The sequence below is a fragment of the Marinobacter alkalisoli genome (assembly GCF_045449855.1).
Taxonomy (GTDB): domain Bacteria; phylum Pseudomonadota; class Gammaproteobacteria; order Pseudomonadales; family Oleiphilaceae; genus Marinobacter.
The window spans coordinates 1-17,127 of sequence record NZ_JBJJLC010000061.1; the positions used below are offsets into that span (position 1 = coordinate 1).

Below are 17,127 nucleotides of genomic sequence, written 5' to 3' on the forward strand. Positions count from 1 at the left end.
GAAGCCACGGTTCTCGTTTTGGAGGGTCTCCCCAACCCCGAAGGCCGCAACTCAAAGCCCGCAGGCTATAGAACACAACCCCGGAACCCGAATCAGCCAGGCTCCGAACAACTGGCGCCAAACCGATAACAGGCAAAACACCGGTGATGCCTCAACATGATGCGCTCATCCATGCTTTCGGCCAGGGTGCCGCCGAGGTCGTACTGGGGATCATCGTCCACCAGCGTGCAGGCATAGACCCGAACCTGATCGCCTTTTTTCACCAGCATCCGCGTATAGGTACACATGAAGTGGGCCCGGCTTTCCTTGGTCGGGTACTTCTCCATGCAGGTTTCGGTGATCTCGGGGCTGCCATCTTCGGAACCCGGCGTGCCCAGATCCGGGAAGGCGGTGAATGCCAGGTTCTCGGGAATATGCCACTCGCGGAAAATCTGCCGGAATGCGGCTTCAACATCAGCCGGGATTTCTTCGGGATCGGTCTGGCGTGCAATGGACACTTTGAAGCCCTGCTCGATCAGCCAGTGAATGCCCTCCAGTGCCTGGTCGAAACTGCCTTCGCCGCGATCCTTGTCGTGGCGAGCCCGGTCCGGGAAGTCCAGGCTGACCCGGAAGTGGATCTCGTAGGGGTTATCCAGCAACGGCAACACCTGGTGGCGGCGCTTCAGCAGGGGCTCGGTGGCGTTGGTCAGAACGAAACAGGGCCGATGCTGGCTGGCGTAATTCAGAATGTTGACGAAATCCCGGATCACGAAGGGCTCACCGCCAGTGAAAGAGAACTGTTCCACGCCCATGTCGATGGCTTCGTGAATAAACGGTTTTACATCGCTGAGCTTCATGCCCGGAATCCGACCGTCACCGGGGTGGGAGCCTTCCAGGCAGAACGGGCACGCCAGGTTGCAGGCGGTGCCGGTGTGGATCCACAGCTCCTTCAGCTTATCCGCGTCGATGTAGCCGCGCGGGTCACCGTTGCGGGTGTGGGTCCAGCTGTCGAACGCCCTGGGTTCGAGGACTTCCACGGCCGGAATGCGTTTACTGCGGGCCGGTCGGGTTTCGGTCAGGGGCATAGGTGCTCCTCGGTGATTTCGTGTTTTTGCCACGGCGCCAGCCGTGCAGCTTTTCCAGCAGCTTCAGAATGCCCTGGGGGGCGTGGGCACGTTTCCACTCGCCGGCGGCGTATTTGGCCGATTCGTTCCAGGTCGGGTAGGGGTGGATCGTTCCCAGGATCTTGTTCAGGCCCAGGCCGTGTTTCATCGCCAGGGTGAATTCCGCAAGGATTTCCCCGGCGTGGGAACCGACCACCACCGCGCCCAGGATCTTGTCCTTGCCCGGGGGTGTCAGCACCTTGATAAAGCCATAGTCCTCGCTTTCGGTAATGGCACGGTCCAGATCGTCCAGCTCATACCGGGTGACCTCGTAGGTTATCCCTTTTTCCTTTGCCTCAGCTTCGCTGAGGCCGACCCGGGCCACTTCCGGTGAAGTGAAGGTCACCCAGGGCATGACGCGGTAATCCACCTTAAAGCGTTTGAACTGGCCGAACAGGCCGTTCACCGCCGCATACCAGGCCTGATGGGCCGCCGCATGGGTAAACTGGTACGGCCCGGCCACATCACCACAGGCAAAGATGTTCGGAAAGCGCAGACTCATGTCATTTGCCACCGGCACGGTGCCATTGGGCAGGGGCTCAACGCCGATGTTACTGAGACCCAGGCCCTCGGTGTTGGCAGCACGGCCCACGGCCACCAGTACCTCATCAAAAGGTATCCGGATGCGCTCTCCCTGGTGCTCGCAATACACCACTTTCTCCCCGTCTTCGACGGCGAATTCTTTCGCGGTATGACCCAGCCTCACGTCGATGCCGTCCTGTTCAAACTGCTTTCTGATCACCTCGGAGACCTCGGCGTCTTCTTTCAGCAGCAGTCGATCCCCCATTTCTACCTGGGTCACTTTGCTGCCAAGGCGGGCAAAGGCATGAACCAGTTCCGCACCGATGGGCCCGCCACCCAGCACCAGCAGGCGCTCGGGCTGATCCTGCAACTGCCAGAGATTGTCCGAGTTCAGCGGGTTCATATCCTTAAGGCCCGGGATCGGTGGCATGGCCGGCTTGCCGCCGGTGGCGATCACGATACTACGGGCGGTCAGCCGTTCGGTACGACCGTCGCTGTGTTTTACCTCCAGCTCCCAGGGAGATACGAAGCTGGCCTCGCCAAAGATGCAATCCACCCCCAGATTCCGGTAGCGCTCGGGCGAGTCGTGGGGCTCCACCTTGGCCACCACCTCCTGCACGCGATTCATGATGTTTTTGAACGAGCCTTTCACCGGCACGGATTCCAGGCCGTAGCGGTTGCCATGGCGCATGGTATCCGCCGCCTTGGCACTGCGAATCAACGCCTTGGAGGGCACACACCCGGTGTTCAGGCAGTCGCCACCCATCTTGTGCTTTTCGATCAGCGCCACCTTCGCTTTCACGGCGGCGGCAATATAGGCCGAGACCAGACCGGCGGAGCCGCCGCCAATCACCAGCAGGTTGTAGTCAAAGGATTCTGGCTTCTGCCAGCCCGCGTAGACCCGGCGACGACGGATGAAACCCACCACGAATTTCGCGATCAGGGGAAACGTCGCCAAGAGCCCGAATGACAACAGGATTTCTACTGAGAAAATATCGCCTAATGACTGAACACTCCCCAGCTCGGTGCCTGCAAGCACGAAGACAAACGTGGCTGGCAACATGGCAACCCAACTCACCAGGGTGTAGGTTTTCAGCTTAATGGCAGTGAGCCCCATGGCGATATTAATCAAAAAGAACGGGAACTGCGGTATTAGCCGCATGGTCGCCAGATAAAACGCGCCGTCTTTCTCAACCCCACGATCCATTCGGGCAATGATGTCGGCATATTTGCGGCGGAGGGGCTCCCTGAGCACAAACCTCGCGATGAGAAAGGCCAGCGTGGCCCCAAGCGTTGAAGCAACAGACGCCACCGCAACACCGATGGAAAGACCAAAGAAAGCTCCACCCGCCAGTGACATAATTGCCGCACCAGGCAGTGACAGGGCGGTAACAACCACATAGATCAGGAAAAAGCCCAGCACCGACACCACCAGGTTCCGTTCAATCCAGCTTTCCAGAAGCAGCTGGTTATCCTTGAGATTCTGCAGCGTCAGCAGTTCATCACCGCCGCTGGCAATGAAGCCGATAACCACCGCCGCGATCACCGCGACCAGAATCCATTTCTTTGATCTCATGAATTAATCCTTGTTGCCTGTACTTGTTATCGCTCACTCAATGCCGCTATGACACGCGATTGGCGAAAGTGTTACAGAAAATCGAAATTGATGTCGCAGTGCCGTGCTGCCATACCCCGTTGTACGTAATCCCGGCACAATATGTGTCAACCTGCGCTCATAATTCTTTAACAAATTGATCACGACGTTGGCGGAGGTTCACCGTGAACTTTTTGCGGTATCGGAAGACGTTGTTCAGAACTGCCGGGTAACGGTGTTCCCGATTGTTTGTCTATGTTATCAAGAACCACATAGACGCTACCGGGGTAATGCATGCTTCTGAACTGGCTTTCCAGACGACTGGCCGCCTACCTTTCCAAACAGATCACCCGTCATTCCATCAGGACATCAACCTGGGAAGCACTGGTGAATGTCATTCAGCCCGGAGACGTGCTGCTGGTGGATGGGAACACGCGGGTCAGTGTTGCGATCAAGTACCTGACCCAGTCCACCTGGTCTCACGCAGCCCTGTATCTCGGCCCGGAGGCCGGTTTGGGAATTGCGGACAGCGGGGAGCCTAACGTACTCATTGAGGCTGACCTTGAAGAAGGCATTCGCACGCTACCACTGTCTTTTTACCGTCATGCTCACACTCGCATCTGTCGACCGGTCGGCCTCAGTGCCAGTGACATTCAGCAGTTGACGGAATACGCCATCCTCCGCCAGGGCCAGCAATACGACATGAAAAACGTGTTTGATCTGGCACGGTATCTGTTTCCAACACCCCCGGTGCCAGCACGTCACAGACACAAACTGCTGGCATTCGGGAGCGGTGATCCCACCCGGGCCATCTGTTCAACCTTTATTGCCGAAGGGTTCCAGCAGCTGCGCTATCCGATCCTGCCAGTGGTAAAAACGCTTCCGGCGGATGATCCGGACTGCGAAGACTGCGAGATTGAGCGGTTCCGAGTCCGGCATCACTCCCTGTTCACGCCGAGAGACTTTGATGCCTCCCCCTATTTCCGGATTATCAAACCCACCATTGAGGGCGATTTCGACTACCGCGCCATCGAGTGGGAGGACCCATAGTTCTCGGGACCAGATGCTGATGGCAATCAGGCCGTCAACAGCATCCTCCCTGGCCAGATGATGCGTCGCCCGCGTTATCACCGGCTGTAAAGGGCATATCAACCCCACAATCCCTGAAAATTCCAAAATGAGTCTCCCCATCGCCGAGGAATTCAAAATGCTCGGCAAAGCGGGTGTCTCTCAGCATGTGCCAGGTATTGCCGCACACAGGGAATACTTTTCCCGCCGGAATGGCATGGTGTTTGTCGAGATCAAACTGATGCGGGTGGTGCGCAATGGTGCCGCGATAGATCACCGCCTGGCCGTAATCCTCGCAGGCGGGCTCCAGGCCCTCCAGTTTGAACAGCCGGTAGGTGGCCGAGAAGAAGCGGATCGGGCCGGTTTTTTCCTTTTGCGCGGCACTGTTGATGGTGATGGGACTGTCTTTCACCAGGCGCGGGTCGGCAAATCCGGCGGCTTTTGCCATATTCTCAAAATCATTCCAGTACAGCGCGCCACTGAGGCATTCGCCGTACAACACCGGATCATTAACCAGAGACTCGGGAATTCTCCGATCGGAATAGACGTCGGAAAAGTACATTTCACCACCGGGCTTCAACAGACGATAGGCCTCTCTCAGCACCGCTGGCTTGTCCGGAGAGAGATTGATCACGCAGTTGGAGACAATGATGTCGAAGCTACCCGGTTCCAGATCCAGCTCGTCCAGCTTTTCGATATAGCCCTTGAGGAACCGGACATTGGGTTTGGCAAAACCAAAGGTCTCTGCATGGAAATCCACGTGCCGCCGCGCCACGTCCAGCTGTTCATCAGTCATATCGACGCCGACCACTTCCCCCGATTCCCCGACCAGAGCCGACAACGCATAGACATCCCGACCGGAGCCGCTGCCCAGGTCAAGAATCCGCATACCTTCCAGTTGTTCCGGCGCCACCAGCCCGCAGCCGTAATAACGGATCAGGACTTCATCGTGAATCTTGCCAATGATGGGCTTCAGATGACCGGGCATGGCTTCATCGGTGCAACAGGCATTGGTCTGCAGGTCATCGGATTTTTGCAACACTTTCCCGTAATAGTCCTTCACCTGATCATGGACCATGGTATTCCTCGCTTTGTCGTCAAATGATAGACACGTGTTCAGGAGGCCTCGGCATAACTCCTTAGTGTCATTGCCCAATTTTAACCTCAGTCTATGCTTTAGGTACGATACCCGCCGGAAGGAGGCTTTATGAAAACGCTATTGGTCACTACGTTAATGATAATCTCCCTGTTCGCAAGCGCACCTTTGCTTGCGCAGGATAACCCGTTAAGAGTCGGGATGTCCGGCCAGTATTTCCCGTTTACGTTTGTCGAGCAGGATGAACTCAAAGGCTTTGACGTCGATATCATGAACGCCCTAGCCAAGGAAATGGGTCGAGACATCAAGTACGAAACCGCCAACTTCTCGGGCCTGTTTGGCATGCTGGAATCGGGGCGCATCGATACCGTCGCCAACCAGATCACCATCACCGAGGAACGCCAGAAAGCGTATATTTTCAGCGATCCCTACGTCTATGACGGCGCCCAGGTGGTGGTCAAGGAAGGCAACACCGAGATCCAGGGCGTGGAAGACCTGAAGGGCAAGACCGTCGCGGTGAATCTGGGCTCGAATTTCGAAGACCTGCTGCGGGAGCTGCCCTACGCCGATGAAATCAACATCAAGACCTATGACAGCAACCTGGAGCGGGATACCGCTCTTGGCCGTGTTGATGCCTTCGTGATGGACAGGGTCAGCGCCAGTCAGATCATCAAGGAGAAGCCCCTGCCGCTCGCACTTGCCGGCCCAACGTTCTCCCAGATCACCAACGCCTACCCGTTCCAGGATACCGAGGCCGGGCGAGCCCTGCGGGACGAGGTCAACAAAGCCCTGGCGACCCTGCGTGACAACGGAACCCTGGCGTCCATTTCAGAGAAGTGGTTCGGCACGGACATCACACAGCCCTGAGGGGCGCACCGAGGCCTGATTTCCTATGGACGTGTTGAACGTCGAGTACATGCTTGGGCTGGTGCCTGTTCTGCTCAGGTACCTGCCCCTCACTCTGCAGTTAGCGGGTATCGGGATGGTCCTGGCGCTGATTCTCGCCTGCCTGTTTGCCGTCGTCCGGGTGCTGAGTATCCCGGTGCTCAACCAGCTGACCATCGTATTCATTTCATTCTTCAGGGGCACACCCCTGCTGGTGCAACTGTTCCTGTTCTACTACGGATTGCCACAACTGGTCAGTGCATTAACCGTGATAGACGGCATTACCGCAACCATCATGGGTCTGACCATGCACTTCTCGGCCTATATGGCCGAATCAATCCGTGCCGCCATCGTTGGTGTTGACCGCAGCCAGACCGAAGCGGCACTGTCGATCGGCATGACCAACGGCCAGATGATGCGGCGGATCGTCCTGCCCCAGGCCACACGGGTGGCGCTGCCCACGCTGATGAACTACTTCATCGATATGATAAAGGCCACCTCCCTGGCCTTTACCCTGGGGGTCACGGAACTGATGGGCGCCACCCAGAAAGAGGCTTCCGGCAGCTTCCTGTACTTCGAGGCGTTCATAGTGGCCGCCATCATTTACTGGATCGTGGTTGAACTGCTTTCAAAGCTTCAGAACTACCTGGAGATCCGCCTGAACAAGGCCTATAGCCGATGATCAAACTGGAATCACTGAGCAAACATTTCGGCAAGACGGTGGTCCTCAACGGGATCGACCTCACGATTGAGAAAGGCGAAATCGTCGTGATCATTGGTCCCTCGGGAACCGGCAAATCCACCCTGCTGCGCTGCATCAATTTCCTGGAACAACCCACCGCCGGCACCATGACCGTGGGTGATCTTACAGTGGATGTAAAGCGAGCCAGTCGAGCGGATATCCTCTCCATGCGGCGGCGCACCGCATTCGTATTCCAGAACTACGCGCTGTTTGCCAACAAAACCGCGCTACAGAACATCGCCGAGCGTCTGCTGGTGGTGGACCGGTGGCCGAAGGAAAAGGCTTACAAACGGGCCCGGGAAATACTCGAACAGATCGGCCTGGCCGACAAGGCGGATGCCTACCCCGCCTCCATGTCCGGTGGCCAACAACAACGGGTCGGTATTGGCCGCGCCATGGCCGCCGGCGCGGAAGTCATCCTGTTTGATGAGCCCACGTCGTCCCTGGATCCCGAGTGGGTGGAAGAGGTGCTGGGGCTGATGAAACAGCTGGCGTCAGAGCGCCAGACCATGATGGTGGTCACCCACGAAATGTCCTTCGCCCGGGACGTGGCCGACCGGGTGATCTTTATCGACGGTGGCCGCATTGTCGAGCAGGGACCACCCAGCGAAATCTTCTACAATCCGAAGGATCCCCGTACCAAGGATTTCCTGAAAAAGATCCTGGCCACCAATCCAGTGTGAAATGGGTCGGTCATATCGAATAAGTATTTACCCCACCCTTCTGTATTGATAATCAATTACATTTAGTTTAGATTTCGCACCTTTGATAGATGCAACCATCAAGGTGTCCATGATGTCTCCCCAGATCAACAAGCTGCGTTACGCTCTGATTCTTGCGCTGGGATGCGCTTCAACGGCTACAGCCCAGGAAGGCGCCGATCAGAACCCGCAATCCCTGGATACACTGGAGGTAACCGCTACCCGTGGCCTCGATTCACTGAACGTGAACCCCGGTGCCGTGACGGTTGTCGATCGGGACGATATTGATAAGCAGGCCTCTTTGGGTGGCAATGTTGGCGATATCCTCGCAAAGACCGTTCCGGGCCTGTCGCCCTCTACCCACGGTCTGACCACCGTGGCCCAGACGCTGAGGGGGCGCAACCTGTTCGTTCTGATTGACGGCATTCCCCAGACCATCAGTCTGCGTGACGGCTTGCACTCGTTGAATTCCATTGACCCATCATCCATTGAGCGCATTGAGGTTATCCGTGGCTCCACCGGTGTTTACGGATTCGGTGGTACCGGTGGCATCATCAACATCATTACCCGCAAGAATGAAAAAGGGGCGCCGCTTTACCGCACCGAGCTGAATGGCGGATTCTCCACCGAGCACGTCAAAGACAGCGATCAATTTGGGCTGTCACAAAGCGTGACCGGTGGCTCCGGCGACTTTGACTACCAGTTCCGCGGTGCCTATGAGCAGCGCGCCTCGTTCTTCGATGCCGATGCCGACCGCATTCCGCCGGATCCGAACGGTCAGGGCGGTATTGCCGACTCCCGCGAGTTCGACCTTCTGGCCAAACTCGGCTTTGACCTGGATGCGGATAAACGCCTCGAACTGACCACCAGCTACTACGACATCAAACAGGACACCAACTATGTCCTTGAGGCCGGCGTGCATGGAGAGCGGAAGACCCGTGCCGTTAAAGGCGACCCGGGTGGCAAAGACCAGGGCACCGAAAACCTGAATGTGAACCTGACCTACAGCGACCGCCAGCTGTTCGGCGATACCTCATTCGGTGCGCAACTGTACTATCGCGATTTCATGACCCGCTTCGGATACTTCGCCACATTTTACCCCGGTGGCGGCCAGTCACTCACCGAGTCCGAACGTATCGGTTCACGCCTCGATTTCGAGACACCGTTTGATCTGATGTCCGGTGCCAAAGTGCTCTGGGGTCTGGATACCCTGCTGGAAACCACCTCCCAGCCACTGGAAGACGGGCGGACCTTCGTGCCGGAAATGGACCAGAACAGCGTGGCGCCATTCCTGCAGGCAGAACTCCGATTGGATCCGAAATGGACAGTCAACGCCGGCATTCGCTACGAAAAATTCTGGTTTGAAGTGGACGACTACACCACTGTCTTTGGTGCGGATGTCGAAGGCGGGGAGCTGGAATACAGCGAAACCGTGTTCAATACCGGTGTCCGGTACCAGGTGAACAATGTCTGGGCCGCCACGGCCAGCTTCTCCCAGGGCTTCACCGTACCGGAAATCGGCCGCACCCTGCGCCAGCCCCAGCAGGGAACCTCTCTGGAGCAGATCCGTCCGGAGCCACAAGTGGTCGACAACTACGAGCTTGGCACCGAGGCCGTATGGGATCGCGCCGATCTCGCCCTGACCCTGTTTTACAGCGAGTCTGACCTGGGCACCAGCCTTGTTGCTGCCGGTCCCAACGAACCCATCCCGGTGCTCCGAAGCCCTGAGCGCATCTACGGTTTTGAGGCGGAACTCAACACCTACCCGACCCGTGACCTGAGTGCCGGCGGTACCTTTAGCTGGATGGAAGGCAAGGTGGATTCCGACGATAACGGCAGCTACGACACCTATCTGCTCGGCAACAGGATCCCACCGCTCAAGGTGACCGGCTACGTGGAGCATGATACCAGCGCACGCTGGACCAATCGCCTGCAAGCTCTTGTGGTTGGTGACCGCGACCGCTTCAGCGGCAGCGGATTCGGACAAGGTGAAGTGGAATCCTACACGGTACTGGATCTGACCAGCCGCTGGCGGACCGGAAACGGTGACATCACCCTGGCGATCAACAATCTGTTGAACGAAGATTACTTCCCGGTGATTTCACAGATCTACAACTTCGACACCCAGTACACCCAGGCCCCGGGCCGCACGGTCATGCTGACCTATGGGATCGATTGGTAAGAGAGTAGAGCGTATGCACAGGTCTCGCCTGTGCGACAAGGACATCAGGCCGCTTCTACAGCGGCCTGATGTCGTTTACCTTCCAGCAAAGTGAAGGTGTGGGGCCTTCATCAAGGTCGGCACAGGTATCTACCCGCATCACCTCGGTGGTTCCGCACTCGACAATCAGCGCCCCCGAAGTATTAGCCGCCGTCCAGTCCACCCGCACGGTCTCTTCCTCTCCCTTGCCGGAATCTGAATCGGTCCCGAGCGTCAGGCTTGCGGTAATCCTGCGTTCCGACAACCACTCCAATGCCGCAATCTCGGCGCACTGTTGGGGTGGGTTCAGCCGGGAATGCCCGCGATAACAGGGCAGGTAGGGGATCCCTTCAGCTTCATGCTCAAGCAGCGGCAAGACATGGTTCGGTGCAACCCGACCGTATTTGCGCATGGCGGGAAACACCATCACGCTGGCCGACAGCCGGCAACCACCCAGATGGGAGCTCTCCCAGACTTCAAAGGGCAAATCCCGGTCGTTTACCGTGGCCGCAAGCTCACGATAGGCCGCGTAGCCGAATTTGGCGCAGCATTTGTCTTTCTTGCCGTGGGTACAACAAAGCACCAGCGATTCTGTCATCGGCGTACCAGACCAACTGGCCAGATCACTGCCGGATTCCACCGCCGCCAGGAAATCAGCAAGGTCGCTTCGGTCGACATCGAAATACCGGCCTTCCGGCAACTGATAGATCCGATGGCAGCGGGCTGGCCAGCCACGCTGGTCGATCAGGTTCACCCGCCGGCCACTGGCGGCGAGTCGCTCTATCCGCTGAGTCAGGTCCTCATCCATATCGATGGCAAGGCGGAGGCTGCGGGACCATTTTGGACGGGGCCAACTGATGAGCAGGTTGCTGGCGACATGGGTTCCTGTCCCGGCGAGGGGGTCACCGGCCCGAAGACTTTCGACGGAGCAGAACTGATGATCGGATGCGCTCATACCGTCGCTACCGAAGCGCCGACACCCCGTGGCGCAGCCACCGAACCTTTCACGGGCACACAGACCGGACGACCACTAACCGGCTCATGGAGAACCTGCGCATCCAGATCAAACACCTCTTTCAGATTTGCGGCCGTAAACACCTCCTCGGGAGCACCACTGTGCAATATTTTGCCTGCTTTCATCATCACCAGCCGGTCTGCGTAAGCCGCCGCCAGGTTCAGGTCGTGCAGGACCACCAGCAGTGTCCGGTCCCGATGGTGTGCCAGTGAGACCAGCAATTCCAGCAGGTCGACCTGAACTTTCAGGTCGAGAAACGTAGTGGGCTCATCCAGCAACAACAGATCCGTGTCCTGGGCAAGCACCATGGCGATCCAGCAACGTTGACGTTGCCCGCCACTGAGGGCATCCACCGGACGATCGGCAAACTGGGCAACATCGGCAACCGCCATGGCTTCTTCCACCGCGGCTTCGTCACGCCGGGACCACTGGCGCATCAGGCTCTGGTAGGGAAAGCGCCCCAGGCCGACCAGTTCCCGCACCGTCAATCCGTCCGGTGCGGACGGGCTCTGCGGCAGGATGCCAAGTCGTTGCGCCACCAACCGGGTAGATTGCCGGTGAATATCCCCGCCGTCCAGCAGAACCTTGCCCGCATTGGGCTCAAGCGTTCTCGCCAGGGTTTTCAGTAATGTTGACTTGCCACTGCCGTTGGGGCCAAGCAATACGGTGACGCTGCCATCCTGAAGGGTGAAATCCACATCCGTCAGTACCTGGCTGCCGTTGTAACCAACGGACAACGCCTCACCACATAAGCGGTGCGAATCAGCAGGGGTTGAGCTGGAAGAATGTCGATCAAAGGGCATATTGGCGTCGCTTTCCGGGATACGCAAATGATATTATCTCCTATTCTCATTATCAAATCGGTCAACCATCGCTGACCGTTAACCAACCGGATTTATCATGCTCCGTTACGCCGGCCTGCTCCTGATCGCTACGGGATGGCTCTGGCCAGTCCCGGCAAGCGCTACGGGCCCTGTCACCATCGTGGAACACGCCCTTGGCAAGACAATCATTGAGGGCAAGCCCGGGCGCATTGTTTCCCTTTACCAGGGTGCTACCGATACCGCCGTCGCACTGGGTATTGAACCGGTGGGGGTGGTGGAATCCTGGACTGAAAAACCCATGTATCGCTATCTGCGGGAAGACCTGCCAGACGTCCGCTTCCTAGGGCTCGAAACCCAGCCGGATCTGGAGCGTATCGCCTGGCTGTCACCGGATCTGATTATCGGTGCCCGCAACCGGCATCGGACCATTTACCCACTGCTGACCCGCATTGCGCCCACCGTCGTTCCCCGTGACCTCTACAACTTCAAGGCGTTGTTAAAACTGATGGCGAACGCTACCGGGCGGACCACGCGCGGGCAGCAACTGCTGGATCACTGGCAAAGTCGGGTAGAGGACTTCCAGACCCGGATCCGTCGCAAACTCGGTGACCGCTGGCCCCAGGAAGTGGCGATCCTCAGCTTCCGCGCCGATCACGCGCGCATCTACTATGGCGGCTTCGCCCGCACGGTTCTTGATGAGCTGGGATTCGTCGCGCCGCCGGATCACCGCAAGGAGAGCTGGGGCATAAAACTCACCAGTCAGGAAAGCATTCCGGCCATGGATGCCGAGGCGGTGTTTATCTTCATGGACGACGATCCCTCCGTGCAGCGCACCTATGAGGCCTGGACCAGCCACCCGCTGTGGCAAAACCTGCGCGCGGCCCAGCGTGGCGAGGTCTACCGGGTTGATCCCGTGACCTGGAACATGGGCGCCGGTATTATCGCCGCCAACCGGATGCTGGATGAACTGTACGAACACTATGGCCTTGAGCAGCCAGCCGACAGGGAGTGTGCCCAATGCTGACGTCCCTGATCGCAAGGGCTTCCGGCACGCTAGCCTGCCTGGTCCTGTTGTTGCTGGCCGCCATGTCGAGCCTGCTGTTCGGGCACATTCAGGTGTCCTTCGACATGCTGCTGCGGAGCTTCCTGGATTATGACCCCGGCTCACTGGAGCACCTGGTCATTCGGACCGAGCGATTCTCACGCACTGTAACTGCGCTGATTGTCGGCGCCGGCCTGGCCATCGCCGGTGCCCTGATGCAGACGCTCACCCGCAACCCGCTGGCGTCACCCGGTATTCTTGGCATTAATGCGGGGGCCATGTTTTTCGTCGTGGTCGGCGCTACGCTGTTCTCGCTGGTGTCCCCGTCCGAACTGGTATGGGCCGCCTTTGTCGGCGCCGCCATCGCCGCCCTGCTGGTGTATTTCCTGGGCCAGGAAGCGCCCAGTGGCATTTCCCCGGTGCGGACGGTTCTGGCCGGTGTCGCCGTCACGGCCCTGTTTGTATCCTTCGCTCAGGGCCTGCTGATTCTCAACCAGGACCGTTTTGAGAGCATCCTGTTCTGGTTGGCCGGATCGGTGTCCGGGCGCGAACTGGATGCGGTGCTGCCCTTGCTGCCGGTATTCGCCATCGCGCTGGTTATTGCGCTGCTGCTGTCCCCCCAGCTGAACCTGCTGGGACTGGACGATGAGGTCATTCGCGGCCTGGGTCTGAGAGTGGGCCAGGTGCGGTTGCTGACCGGTCTGGTGGTGATTGTACTGGCGGGAACCTCGGTAGCCATGGCTGGGTTGATCGGGTTTGTTGGCCTGATAGTGCCCCACATGGCGCGGGGGCTTTTCGGAACCGACCATCGCTGGGTACTGCCAACGTCCGCCTTGCTCGGAGCCGCACTGCTGCTCACTGCGGATACCGTTGCGCGACTGGTAATTCCGCCACAGGAAATCCCGGTGGGGGTGATGACCGCCTTGTTGGGCACGCCGTTATTCCTCCACCTTGCACGACAGGTGAGAAAGTCATCATGACCCGTTCCGTTGTTCTCCGCACACCCGGTGACCGCTGGTCGGTAAAGCTGAACGTCCGGGTACTGGGTGTCACCCTGGCTTTGGCGGCCCTGCTCGCCGTCAGCAGTCTCCTCGCGCTGAGTTCGGGCAGCCATCCCGCGTCCCTTGCCGAGGTTCTGGAGGCACTGGTATCCCCCGGCACGTCCGACCTCGGGCTGATCGTTCTGGAGATCCGCTTACCCAGGATTGTCATGGCCATTCTGGTGGGGGGCGCCCTTGGGTCCGCCGGCCTGATTCTCCAGGGCCTGGTGAGAAACCCGCTCGCCTCCCCGGACGTCATCGGAATTACCAGTGGCGCTTCGGCGGCCGCTGTCCTGTTTCTCTGGCTCGGTGGCGTAACCGGCACCTCACTGCTGCTGGCGCCCGTCGCCATGGGCGGGGCATTCGCGGTGGCCCTGTGCATCACCCTACTGGCCTGGCAAAAAGGTGTCAGCCCCTCAAGGCTGGTTCTGGTCGGTGTCGGCCTTGCGGCAGCCCTGACCGCCGTCACCACCCTGTTACTGGTGCTCAGCCCCGACTCAACTGCCATGGACGCCTACATCTGGCTGACCGGCAGCCTCTACGCCTCGCAATGGCATGACGTCACGGCGCTGGCGCCGTGGCTGGTGCTGTGCTGGCCGCTGGCACTGGTCCGGCTGAGACACCTGGATGCCCAATCCATGGGGGATGACACGGCCCAGGGACTGGGCAGCGCCTTGCAGGGTCATCGGCTGATGTTCCTGGTGCTGGCAGTCGTCATGGCGGGTTCCGCCGTCGCCTATGCCGGCGCCGTCGGATTTATCGGCCTGATCGCCCCCCATATGGCACGTCGCCTGATCACCAGCGGGTACACGGGGCTGTTACCGGTTGCGGCGCTGATCGGGGCGCTGATTCTTCTCTATGCGGACTGGATCGGGCGGGTTGCCTTTATACCAAGGGACCTGCCCGCTGGTATTTTTGTCGCCGGTATCGGCGCGCCGTTTTTCGTTTATCTGCTCTATCGACTCAGGCGCGGTGGGTCTTGAGGACAATGCAGGGAATGTGAAACGACCCCCGGAGCAGATACCCCGGGGTTCGTTTCAGGATTGAGAGTGGCAGGTCTTCAGAAGTCCAGCTGGTAACCCAGCGTGATGGTGCGGCCACGCCCCTGGAAGTAATACTCGTCACTGACCCGGGCGGCCTGGGAATAGTAAGTGAAGTAGTCTTTATCCAGCAGGTTCTCAATGCCCAGGGACACTTTCCCCGCCCCGGTTTTATAGGCCACGGTGCCATCCAGCAGGCCATAGCCGTCGAAGTCCAGCTCGTCGCCTTCCACATTGCGATCCAGGAACTGGCTGAACTGCAGGTGGCTGGAAAATGCCTGGGTCCAGGCCGCTGACCAGCTCAGACGCAGGGTTTCCGGCGCGATACTGATACCGCTCAACTTGGTATCGACGTCGCCATCACCATCGGTGTCGGACTTGCCGGATGCGTAGGAGTAGGAAAATGCCAGGTTGTGCGCTGCGGTCAGATCCGCGTCGGCGGTGACTTCCACACCCTTGATCTCGGTCTTTTCCCGGTTGCCGACCCAGACGCCATTTTCCTCGGTCAGTCGCTCACCGAAATCCGAGTCCGACTCATAGTAGCTCACTTCCAGGTGATAACGGTCCCAGTCGAATCGGGTACCGATCTCGCGGTTGTCGGTCACAATAGGCTGAAGCTGCAACAGGTTGTCGACGTCCTGGCCCGGGTCACTGATCCCCCTGAGCACCCGTCCCACATCCGGCATGCCAAAGCCTTCGGAGTAATTGGCAAACACCTGGGCCCAGTCGGTCAACTGATAGACCACACCGGCATTGAACAGGGTTTCCTCAAAGTCCGGGTTACCCCCCTGAACCGTGACATTGTCCTGGGTAACATTGCTGCGGTCGATGGTGTTATAGGTGTCCACCTTGAGTTCAGCCTGTTCATGACGAACACCGCTATGCAGGGTCAGATCCTCGGTAACCGCGAGATCACCCTGCAGGAATACAGCGTAATTACGGAAGCGGGATTCCGGTACGTAGGTGCGACCGGTGTGCACCAGATCCTGCTGGGTTTCGTCCTGGAGAACGTCCAGCCCCGCAGTCAGGTTCAGGCGGTTATCCAGCAAACCACGCCGGGTGAGGGTGAACTTACCGCCAAGCTTGTCGGACTCGTTACGGGTCTGGTCAAACCGGGCATTGCCCTCCGCGTCCTGATACGGAAAGAACGGGGTAGTGGCAAACTGTGCCCGGAATGTCTGGCTGTACAGCTGAGCGTCAACTTCATTGCCCAGCCAGTTGCCGTGGGAGTATGAGAGACGAGCCGTGGTTACCTCGTTATAACCGGGATCTCCGTCGGGATTGCCCTTGCGGGCCGTGGTGGGCACACCATTGGCACGGTCGCCGGGCACCGGCTCATAGTCGCCATTACCTTCCAGTTCGAAACGGTTGATGAAAAACTCAATATTCTGGTCATCATCCAGCCAGTAACCCAGCTTGGCGAGGACGTCATAACTTTCGGAGTTCTGGATTTCCCCCGGGTAGGCCACGCCCACCAGACGATCCTTGCCGTCGTAGAACACACCGCGTTCCTGGAAGCTGCCACCGACAAGATAGTCCCAACGGTCCTGCTGACCGCTGACCCGATAACCGACCTTGTAGCCCTGGCCATCGGACTTCACATCGTCGTCCGTGGTCACACTGGCGGAAACCGATTGGTTAATCGCACCACTCTCGGGCTTTTTGGTCACGAAGTTGATGATACCGCCAGTAGCGCCGAGGCCGTGCTCGGCACTTGCCCCGTGAATGACCTCGATGCGCTCCACCAACTCCAGATCGATGGTGTAGCTGTCGCGAGCACTGTCCCGCAGCGGATTGCTCTGGGGTACACCGTCTACCAGAAACAGCGGTGATCTGCCCCGGAAGGTCTCGCCGGCGTTGGAGAGTTTTTGCCGGCCCGGTGAATAGGAGGGAATCAGGTTGCCAAGAACCTCTCCGGGATCATTGGAAATCGCCAGCTGCTGCTCAATCTGTTCCCGGGTGATGATGGTGGTTTTGTGGGGCGTTTCCCCAACGGTGCTTTTATTGCGGGTCGCGGTGATGACCAGATCAGGCAGACTGACGGCCTTGTCATCCGCGGAGTTATCGGCCTGCGATTGCGCCAGCCCCGTCCCGGGAACAGCCATCGTCAGGGCCAGAAGCAGGACTCGTGACTCCGGAGTATTCATAAGCATTATTACCTCAGGTTAATGAGACGCAAATGCTAACGATTCGCATTATGAAATGCAACGAGCAGA

The 17,127-nt window shown here is 58.6% G+C and carries 14 protein-coding genes; 8 read left to right on the forward strand and 6 right to left on the reverse strand.

What is annotated here, in order from left to right; translation table 11 throughout:
- Window positions 1-92 precede the first annotated feature (92 nt).
- Complete coding sequence (locus tag ACJO5Y_RS20155; RefSeq protein WP_406989658.1) at window positions 93-1,064, reverse strand: radical SAM protein; 972 nt, start codon at window positions 1,062-1,064, stop codon at window positions 93-95.
- Complete coding sequence (locus ACJO5Y_RS20160; protein WP_406989660.1) at window positions 1,030-3,240, reverse strand: dihydrolipoyl dehydrogenase family protein; 2,211 nt, start codon at window positions 3,238-3,240, stop codon at window positions 1,030-1,032. The genes ACJO5Y_RS20155 and ACJO5Y_RS20160 overlap by 35 nt, the downstream gene beginning before the upstream one ends.
- A 312-nt stretch (window positions 3,241-3,552) precedes the next feature.
- Here ACJO5Y_RS20160 and ACJO5Y_RS20165 point away from each other — a divergent pair, with 312 nt between their 5' ends.
- Window positions 3,553-4,308, forward strand: coding sequence for a YiiX/YebB-like N1pC/P60 family cysteine hydrolase (locus ACJO5Y_RS20165; RefSeq protein WP_406989662.1), 756 nt, complete (start codon window positions 3,553-3,555; stop codon window positions 4,306-4,308).
- Between the two features lie 34 nt (window positions 4,309-4,342).
- Here ACJO5Y_RS20165 and ACJO5Y_RS20170 read toward each other — a convergent pair whose 3' ends face one another.
- The gene (locus tag ACJO5Y_RS20170; RefSeq protein ID WP_406989663.1) at window positions 4,343-5,404 is read right to left on the reverse strand and encodes a methyltransferase domain-containing protein; all 1,062 of its coding nucleotides are present in this window, start codon (window positions 5,402-5,404) and stop codon (window positions 4,343-4,345) included.
- A 129-nt stretch (window positions 5,405-5,533) separates the two neighbouring features.
- Between ACJO5Y_RS20170 and ACJO5Y_RS20175 the strand changes: the two genes are divergently transcribed.
- From ACJO5Y_RS20175 to ACJO5Y_RS20190, 4 genes are all read left to right on the forward strand, one after another.
- Window positions 5,534-6,289: an amino acid ABC transporter substrate-binding protein gene (locus tag ACJO5Y_RS20175; protein ID WP_406989665.1), complete on the forward strand. Its 756-nt coding sequence runs from the start codon at window positions 5,534-5,536 to the stop codon at window positions 6,287-6,289.
- Between the two features lie 25 nt (window positions 6,290-6,314).
- The gene (locus ACJO5Y_RS20180; RefSeq protein ID WP_406989667.1) at window positions 6,315-6,989 is read left to right on the forward strand and encodes an amino acid ABC transporter permease; all 675 of its coding nucleotides are present in this window, start codon (window positions 6,315-6,317) and stop codon (window positions 6,987-6,989) included.
- On the forward strand, window positions 6,986-7,732 hold the full coding sequence (locus ACJO5Y_RS20185; protein ID WP_406989669.1) for an amino acid ABC transporter ATP-binding protein: 747 nt from the start codon (window positions 6,986-6,988) through the stop codon (window positions 7,730-7,732). The genes ACJO5Y_RS20180 and ACJO5Y_RS20185 overlap by 4 nt, the downstream gene beginning before the upstream one ends.
- Window positions 7,733-7,814: 82 nt before the next feature.
- Entirely contained in the window at window positions 7,815-9,932 is a 2,118-nt protein-coding gene (locus ACJO5Y_RS20190) for a TonB-dependent receptor (RefSeq protein ID WP_406989671.1), read from the forward strand.
- A 55-nt stretch (window positions 9,933-9,987) separates the two neighbouring features.
- Here the strand turns inward: ACJO5Y_RS20190 and ACJO5Y_RS20195 are convergent, their stop codons facing one another.
- Both ACJO5Y_RS20195 and ACJO5Y_RS20200 read right to left on the reverse strand, forming a co-directional pair.
- Window positions 9,988-10,905 (reverse strand): ferredoxin family protein, encoded by a 918-nt coding sequence (locus ACJO5Y_RS20195; RefSeq protein ID WP_406989673.1) that lies wholly within the window; start codon window positions 10,903-10,905, stop codon window positions 9,988-9,990.
- Entirely contained in the window at window positions 10,902-11,768 is an 867-nt protein-coding gene (locus tag ACJO5Y_RS20200) for an ABC transporter ATP-binding protein (RefSeq protein ID WP_406989754.1), read from the reverse strand. The genes ACJO5Y_RS20195 and ACJO5Y_RS20200 overlap by 4 nt, the downstream gene beginning before the upstream one ends.
- Before the next feature lie 97 nt (window positions 11,769-11,865).
- Here ACJO5Y_RS20200 and ACJO5Y_RS20205 point away from each other — a divergent pair, with 97 nt between their 5' ends.
- The 3 genes from ACJO5Y_RS20205 to ACJO5Y_RS20215 are packed head-to-tail and all read left to right on the forward strand — an operon-like array spanning window position 11,866 to window position 14,854.
- Window positions 11,866-12,813, forward strand: a complete 948-nt coding sequence (locus ACJO5Y_RS20205) for an ABC transporter substrate-binding protein (protein ID WP_406989675.1) — start codon at window positions 11,866-11,868, stop codon at window positions 12,811-12,813.
- Window positions 12,807-13,811 carry a FecCD family ABC transporter permease gene (locus tag ACJO5Y_RS20210; protein WP_406989676.1) on the forward strand — a complete coding sequence of 335 codons (1,005 nt, stop codon included), beginning with the start codon at window positions 12,807-12,809 and terminating at the stop codon, window positions 13,809-13,811. The genes ACJO5Y_RS20205 and ACJO5Y_RS20210 overlap by 7 nt, the downstream gene beginning before the upstream one ends.
- Window positions 13,808-14,854: a FecCD family ABC transporter permease gene (locus ACJO5Y_RS20215; RefSeq protein WP_406989678.1), complete on the forward strand. Its 1,047-nt coding sequence runs from the start codon at window positions 13,808-13,810 to the stop codon at window positions 14,852-14,854. Before ACJO5Y_RS20210 ends, ACJO5Y_RS20215 begins: the two co-directional genes overlap by 4 nt.
- 77 nt (window positions 14,855-14,931) lie before the next feature.
- On the opposite strand, the gene ACJO5Y_RS20220 is transcribed toward ACJO5Y_RS20215, so the two are convergent.
- The gene (locus ACJO5Y_RS20220) at window positions 14,932-17,064 is read right to left on the reverse strand and encodes a TonB-dependent receptor (RefSeq protein WP_406989680.1); all 2,133 of its coding nucleotides are present in this window, start codon (window positions 17,062-17,064) and stop codon (window positions 14,932-14,934) included.
- Between the last annotated feature and the right edge of the window lie 63 nt (window positions 17,065-17,127).